This window comes from Peribacillus sp. (assembly GCF_059453735.1).
The window spans coordinates 1-7,480 of record NZ_JAZVJO010000020.1; the positions used below are offsets into that span (position 1 = coordinate 1).

Annotated in this window: 4 protein-coding genes and 1 pseudogene; 2 read left to right on the top strand and 3 right to left on the bottom strand. The window is 38.0% G+C overall.

The features are described from left to right. The first annotated feature begins 6 nt into the window (after window positions 1-6). Window positions 7-1,122 (top strand): aminopeptidase, encoded by a 1,116-nt coding sequence (locus AC52RT_RS00630; protein WP_495538965.1) that lies wholly within the window; start codon window positions 7-9, stop codon window positions 1,120-1,122. A 409-nt stretch (window positions 1,123-1,531) separates the two neighbouring features. On the opposite strand, the gene murC is transcribed toward AC52RT_RS00630, so the two are convergent. Both murC and AC52RT_RS00640 read right to left on the bottom strand, forming a co-directional pair. Then, complete coding sequence (murC, locus tag AC52RT_RS00635) at window positions 1,532-2,836, bottom strand: UDP-N-acetylmuramate--L-alanine ligase (protein ID WP_495538962.1); 1,305 nt, start codon at window positions 2,834-2,836, stop codon at window positions 1,532-1,534. Between the two features lie 310 nt (window positions 2,837-3,146). Beyond that, window positions 3,147-5,867: a DNA translocase FtsK gene (locus AC52RT_RS00640; protein ID WP_495538963.1), complete on the bottom strand. Its 2,721-nt coding sequence runs from the start codon at window positions 5,865-5,867 to the stop codon at window positions 3,147-3,149. Window positions 5,868-6,421: 554 nt separating this feature from the next. Here AC52RT_RS00640 and lepB point away from each other — a divergent pair. After that, window positions 6,422-7,027 (top strand): signal peptidase I, encoded by a 606-nt coding sequence (gene lepB, locus AC52RT_RS00645; protein WP_495538964.1) that lies wholly within the window; start codon window positions 6,422-6,424, stop codon window positions 7,025-7,027. A gap of 170 nt (window positions 7,028-7,197) precedes the next feature. Here the strand turns inward: lepB and AC52RT_RS00650 are convergent. After that, window positions 7,198-7,335 (bottom strand): annotated as a pseudogene (locus AC52RT_RS00650) (IS5/IS1182 family transposase); the annotation flags it as partial. Window positions 7,336-7,480: the final 145 nt, after the last annotated feature.

Here is a 7,480-nt window from a genome sequence, read left to right on the forward strand (position 1 = left end):
TACATTATGAAAGACCCAAGGATTACATTATTAGGCAAAAATTTAATAAAATATTCAGTCAATCTTCAAAAAGGTGAAAAAGTAGTAATTGAGAATTTTGGAATACAGACAGAATTAGTTACTGCCCTCGTTCAAGAAGCGTATGCTGCAGGCGGTTTCCCTTTCGTATCATTAAAAGACCATCAGGTAGATCGTGCACTGCTTATGGGTGCTCAAGAAGAACAATATGAGATGATGGCCAACTTTGAAGCTGAAGTCATGAAAGAAATGGATGCTTATATTGGCCTTCGTGCAGGTAACAATATCAGCGAACAAGCGGATGTCCCATCCGATAAAATGGCTATTCACGGCCGCACAATCGGTAAAAAAGTCCATCGCGATATCCGTGTCCCGAAAACCAAATGGGTTGTCCTTCGCTACCCTACACAATCAATGGCTCAACTTGCGAAAATGAGTACCGAGGCCTTTGAAGACTTCTACTTTGATGTATGCAATCTAGATTACGGAAAAATGAGTGAAGCCATGGACAGCCTGGTTGAGCTAATGGATAAAACAGATAAAGTCCGAATCACAGGACCTGGAACTGATTTATCCTTCTCAATCAAAGGCATAAAAGCAATTAAATGCGCAGGAGAAATGAACATTCCAGACGGAGAAGTCTATACAGCACCCGTACGGGATTCCATTAATGGCGTTATTTCATATAACACTCCATCACCTTACCAAGGCTTTACATTTGAAAATGTAAAACTCTCGTTCAAAGATGGAAAAATTATTGATGCAAAAGCAAACAACACAGAACGCATCACAAAAATATTTGATACTGATGAAGGTGCACGTTATGTTGGGGAATTTGCTATTGGAGTCAACCCCTTCATCCAAACTCCTATGCAGGATATCCTATTTGATGAAAAGATCGACGGAAGCTTCCACTTTACACCTGGACAATGCTATGAAGAAGCATCCAATGGCAACCATTCCGATATTCATTGGGATCTAGTCAATATACAACGACCTGAATATGGCGGCGGCGAAATCTATTTTGATGATGTACTCATTCGTAAAGACGGAATTTTTGTCATTCCAGAATTAAAACAACTGAATCCAGAAAATTTGAAGTAAACAAAAAAATGACTCAAACTATTGGGTCATTTTTTTGTACTCTTATGCACAAAATACTTCAGGGTATGATGATTTCATTTTTTTAAAGTCGCTATCTTTTGATCTTCCTGCGTTGCGGATACCCTGAGGGGGTATTTCCTCTATTTGTTTGCTTCGTCAGCACTTATTCCCGTCTGAGAGGGCGTTATTCCCGTCTGGTTGAAGGTTATTCCCGTCTGGAACAGCGGTATTCCCGTCTGGGGCTAGCTTATTCCCGTCTAGGCACTAATTTCACACATAAAATACCCCTCTAGGTATATCGAATTTGGTTTTTATGAAAATGTGTCACTATCTTTTGATCTTTCTTCCCATCTCCACTTTTCTTAGAACAAAAAACCGAGCACGGATTTCTCCGGCTCGGCTGCTTTTCTTAATGAAGTTCAATTTGCTGCTCGTAAGCAACTTGGAATTTCTGAATATCTCCAGCTCCCATAAACAAAATAATGCCTGTTTCGTATTGCTTAAGAACGGACATATTTTCTTCTGTTATGAGTTCAGATCCTGGAATTTTCTTTAGTAAATCTTGAATCGAGAGTTTCCCTTGGTTCTCACGTGCTGAACCAAAGATTTCACATAGATAAACCTTGTCTGCAAGGTTTAATGCTTCTGCAAAGTCATCAAGGAACGCTTGAGTTCTTGAATAAGTATGAGGTTGGAAGACAGCTACCACTTCACGTTCCGGGTACTTTTGTCTTACTGAATCAACAGTTGCTTTAATTTCAGTTGGATGATGCGCGTAATCATCAATGATAACTTGAGATCCTGCTATCTTTTCTGAGAAACGACGTTTTACTCCACCAAATGTTGCTAAATGCTCCTTCACTGCTTCAGTATCTAAATTTTCATATTGACAAAGCGCAATGACAGCAAGAGCATTAAGAACACTATGCTTTCCAAATGTCGGAATCGTAAACGTTTCATAATACGTATTACGAACATTTACATCAAACGTTGTTCCTTGCTCGGAAGTAGAAATATTTCTTGCTTGGAAATCATTTCCTTCAGCAAAGCCATAAAAAATAACCGGAACCTTCGCTTGAATTCCTTGTAAATGTTCATCATCACCACAAGCAATGATTCCTTTGTTAACTTGAAGAGCCATCTGCTGGAATGCATCCACCACATCCTCAATATTCGCAAAGTAATCTGGATGATCAAAATCAATATTGGTCATGATTGCATAATCCGGAGAGTATGAAAGGAAATGTCTGCGGTATTCACATGCTTCGAAAACAAAGTATGCAGAATCAACGATTCCTTTTCCAGTGCCATCTCCAATTAAATAAGATGTAGGTTCTGCTCCTCCCATTACATGGGCGAGTAAGCCAGTGGTTGACGTTTTACCATGTGCACCTGTCACAGCTACACTTGTATAACGCTTCATGAAATCACCGAGGAAACGGTGATATCTAATAACTGGCAATCCTAATTCCATTGCTCGGACTATTTCGGGATGCGTATCCGGAAATGCATTTCCAGCAATGACAGTCATGTCCGGCTGAATATTTTCTTCTGTGAAAGAAAGAATTGGGATACCTGATTTTTCTAATGCTAGCTGCGTAAAGAATCTCTTTTCATAGTCGGATCCTTGAACCTGATAACCAAGATCATGCAGCACTTGGGCAAGCGCACTCATGCCTGAACCTTTGATACCAACAAAATGGTAAACGGTCATATATAGAACCTCCAACAATCGTCTATCTGTATGACAGTATATGACGTTATCTTTTATTTGCCTTTAACGAGGAAAAGTAAAAGTCCTGACCTGCGTCTGACGATACTGTCAGATTTCAATTTGGACAACCAAATCTCCTGATTAAACACACTTTTTTAATGTAAATGGGTATTACTTAAATTCAGTCAACGAAAATTATTATAGCACTTTTTCATCAAATCAACCATCTTAGAAAGATTTCATTTGCTTACTCTATCTTTGTGCCTAGATACAACTGTTTTAATGGGTAAAAACTAGTTACTAAGGATTATCACACAAGACTCTTGTCCTGAAGGAATTCTAATTCTTCCTCTGTTATTAATACATCTCTTGGCTTGCTTCCTCTAGATTCTGAAACAATTCCTTGACGCTCCATCATCTCAATTAACCGTGCCGCCCGATTATAGCCGACATGGAATCGTCTTTGCAGACTTGAAGCAGAGGCCGCACTTTGAGCAATGACAAATTCGCATGCCTCAAAAAATAAATCATCACTTTCCTCTGTAGCCTGAACTTTGTTAAGTAAATCTTCTTGTTCAAATAAGTAATTTGGCTGTTGCTCATTTCTTACATGTTGTACAACAGAGTCAATTTCATCATCATTCACAAATGTTCCTTGAAGGCGTACCGTTTTTGATGAACCATTCTCAGCAAAAAGCATATCCCCTTTGCCTAAGAGTTTTTCAGCTCCACCACTGTCAATAATTGTCCGAGAATCCACCTGAGATGAGACCGAAAAAGCAATTCTAGTTGGAATATTAGCCTTTATCAACCCGGTAATGACATCCACAGAAGGACGCTGTGTGGCGACAATCAAATGGATTCCGCATGCTCTGGCCTTTTGAGCTATCCGGCAAATGGCTTCTTCTACATCAGCAGGAGAAACCATCATTAAATCAGCTAATTCATCAATTATGATTAAAATGTAAGGGAGTTTATTTGCATATTGTCCGGCTGCTTCCGCATTCTGGTTATAGCGGCCAATATCACGAGCACCAGCGTGAACAAATAATTCATACCGACGTTCCATTTCATCGACAGCCCATTTAAGTGCAGCAGTTGCGGCTTTTACATCTGTAATAACAGGACTGACGAGATGAGGAATTTTGTTATACGGAGCCAGTTCCACCATTTTAGGGTCAATCAGCAATAATTTAAGTTCCTGTGGAGTTGCTTTATATAATAAGCTCACGAGCATTGAATTGATGCAAACACTTTTTCCTGATCCCGTTGCACCCGCAATAAGACCATGAGGCATCTTTTTCAAGTCGGTAACCACCGGCTGCCCAGAAATATCTAGGCCTAAAGCCACTGTTAATGGCGAGTCATTGGATGTAAATGGCTCACTTTCCAGCACTTCACGTAAAAACACGGGTTTACTCTTTCGATTTGGAATTTCTATACCAATCGTATGTTTCCCGGGAATGGGAGCTTCCATTCTCAAATCTTCTGCTGCAAGACTAAGTTTGATATCATCCATTAAATTAGTGACTTTATTGACTTTAACTCCTGGCTCCGGCTGTACCTCAAAGCGTGTAACGGCTGGTCCCTGTGTAACATTTACCACTCGGGCACGCACATTAAAATTCTTAAGCGTACCATCTAGAATGGCTTTCTGCTCCTCGACCCAAATTCGATCATTTTCTAGAGGAGCTGCGGGTGTTAATAACTCACCACTAGGGAATACATAGTAGGGATTTTCCGTTTCCAACTGTACCTCTGTTTGAATAATTGACGATTCAAGCGGTTGATCACTTTCGTTTACATCATCGAGATTCACCATCGTAGGAGTTGCCGTAATTTCTTCTTGTTTATTTACGATTGCAGCTGTTTCTGTATTTTCATCTTCCGGTTCTTCTATGGACAATACTTCCTCAACGCTGCTTGCCGCTTCTTCCTCAGGCACAGTATAAGTAGTATGGTTAGTCTCTACTTTTTCCTCTGGTTTAACCGTTTCATCCGTTAGAAGACTTTTTTTTTGAGCCTTTGGTACAAAAGATGAGATTTTTTCTTTATCATTTTTTAACATCATCACATTAAAAGGGATATGTTTTTTTACCGTTTTAGTCGCATCGCCCTCAATTTGAGGTGTCTCAACTTCAACTTCTTCCCTATCATTCATTTCAGCAGATTCTTCTGTTTGTATTTCACTTTCTTCTATTCCAAAAGATTCCGGCTCTATTTCGATGGCTTCTTCCTTTAGTACGACCTCAATTGGCTCAGGTTTGTTACCCGTTTCTTGATAATAGGCCGGCTCTAAAATACCTGCCGCTACTTCTGCATTGGCGCTTTCACTTATTTCTAAGCGTTCAATCAGTCCTTCCTTCTCCTGCTCGTTAGGATCGGTGCTGGATTCAGGCTCTATTAAACTATCTTCCTTCCGATAGATAGCTGGTATATCCAGCGGCAGTGATTCAGGTAATGGAATAGCCGATTTAACAGTTTTTAATTCATATTCAATGATTTCTTCTGTGTGACTAACAACCCTATTCGGACGCTGAAAACCATAAACAGCAGAAGGAATTTCCGTTGGACGGAAAGGTTTTTTCGAAGGCATAATTTTATTTGTTGCTTCTTCTTTTTTTGGATTGATTTTGGCGGCTGCTGGCTTATTGGCATTACTATTCTTCCCAGAAGCACGCCGCTCTGGTTTACCTGGTTTTACAGGTTCTTTCGTTCGAACCCGCCTTGGTCTTGATTCTTTCTCGGCATGATCAGGGATAACAGGAAATTTGAATTGTCCCTTAGGATACTGAAATAAAATTTTGGTATCTGGATCTCTAGTCGTATTATGTGATTGGAATAACTGCTGTTCCTTCTTTTTCTTTTCCTTCTCTTGCTCTATACTCCAATTTTGTGCTGATTTATGCTTTGAAAAATCTAAATCGACTAATTCTTTTGGTTCAAGTGGCTCATCTATAATAATCTCTTCAATTTCAATAATTTCTTCTTCCGTTTGAAACCATTTTTTAAACGTATTTAACCATTTCATTACAATCACTCTTTCCGCTTACATGTAGTCAATGTTCATTTTAACAGGATTCCAGATAATTTGGAGTAAATATCCGTGATTAGGAAAAATAAAGAAGAACTTACTTTAAATAAGTCCTCTTCTATAGAACCCTCTTTGTTTACTTTTTAAACATTAAATTTTATATCAACATAGTTTTTATCGGTTAAGGACGATAAACATTAAAGTTTCACCACCCTATCATCATAATCCTTTCTATCGTAAATCTATATTAATAAAATATTTTATTTGCATTACAAGTAGTTTCAGCTATTACATTCAGTCATAATAACCAAAAAAAGAGTCTATAAAAGGTAAGAAAAAAAGTTTAAAACATCTGAGCATTTTTACTAACCTTTTTCTTTTCATACACTCGTTAAATCATTTCCTAAAATAATTTAATCATGGGTATAAATCAACGAGGTACTATTTGACCTTCCTGGAATGTCTAATTTTTATAAACAGGAACAAAGGTATTTTTATTTTAATACATAATATAACAGTTAGTAACTAATCTATTTTGATTGGGGGCTTATATGGGAAAGAAATGTTTGATCGCCATCTTATTTTTCTTTTTAGCCGGATGCACTAAAATAACAAATTCAGAAAATGAAATTCATGATGCGGCTACACCTAAAGTTTTACCAATCTTCGATGAACTGGAAGATGGTTTAGAAACCTATCATTACTTATTAGATACTATGGAGAGAGGAAATCATGAATTATTTGATAAGGATTTAATTATCGATTTTAATACTGAGGATATAACAATTGAACGAGGTAACGTTGTAGTAACAAAAAATCAAGAAGTAGACTTACTTATTACTCGTGTAATTGGCCTTCCTGGAGAACGTGTAAAAGTTGAAAAAGGTCAAATATATATTAACGATAAAAAACTTAGTGCCTTTTATGGAAAAGCACATAGATTAGGAATGAATAAAAAAGAATACTTTACTTTTGTAGAAAATAATAAAGAGCATATGGAACAAACCAATATGGAGGAAATATTTGATTTAGAAATTGAGAGCATGTCCTTAAATAACCATGAATATTTTTTAATTGGGGACGATTGGTTTAGAAGTGTCTATCAAAAAGCAGAAATAGGCGAGATAACCGGAATTGTAAAAGGGATATATGAATAGTGAAACAGAAAAGGCTGCCAAATGGGCAACCTTCAGTTTGTCGACAAAAGAGGTCAGGAATGTTTCATTCCGGACCTCTTTAAGTTTTGAACACTTTTCATGGAGGTTTTCTGGCTTATAAAGACTGTTCATGGCATCTTTCTAGGGAGGCCTACTTCCAAATACAGATCATCCTTGACTAGATCATAAATGAAAGAAAAATCCAGGGCTTCTTCCATTTTGCGGACCAGTTGGTACTCGGGAACAAGCTGGTCTAATGAGACCATTTCAAGCTGACCACGTTGAATAAAATGGGTTTTCGAAAGGATCCTTATCATCTCTAAATGAATATAAGTCTATTTAAAAAAAGAACGAATTTGACTTTTGAGATTGCATTTAGAAAGGCAGTTGATGGGAGTGTTGGCGTGAAGACTCCTGCGGGAATAGCAGGACAGGTGAGACCCCGCAGGAGCG

Bases quoted from the DNA above. Each gene is read 5' to 3' on its own strand.
- AC52RT_RS00640 (WP_495538963.1), bottom strand. From the start codon at position 5,867: ATGAAATGGTTAAATACGTTTAAAAAATGGTTTCAAACGGAAGAAGAA.
- lepB (WP_495538964.1), top strand. From the start codon at position 6,422: ATGGGAAAGAAATGTTTGATCGCCATCTTATTTTTCTTTTTAGCCGGA.
- AC52RT_RS00630 (WP_495538965.1), top strand. From the start codon at position 7: ATGAAAGACCCAAGGATTACATTATTAGGCAAAAATTTAATAAAATAT.
- murC (WP_495538962.1), bottom strand. From the start codon at position 2,836: ATGACCGTTTACCATTTTGTTGGTATCAAAGGTTCAGGCATGAGTGCG.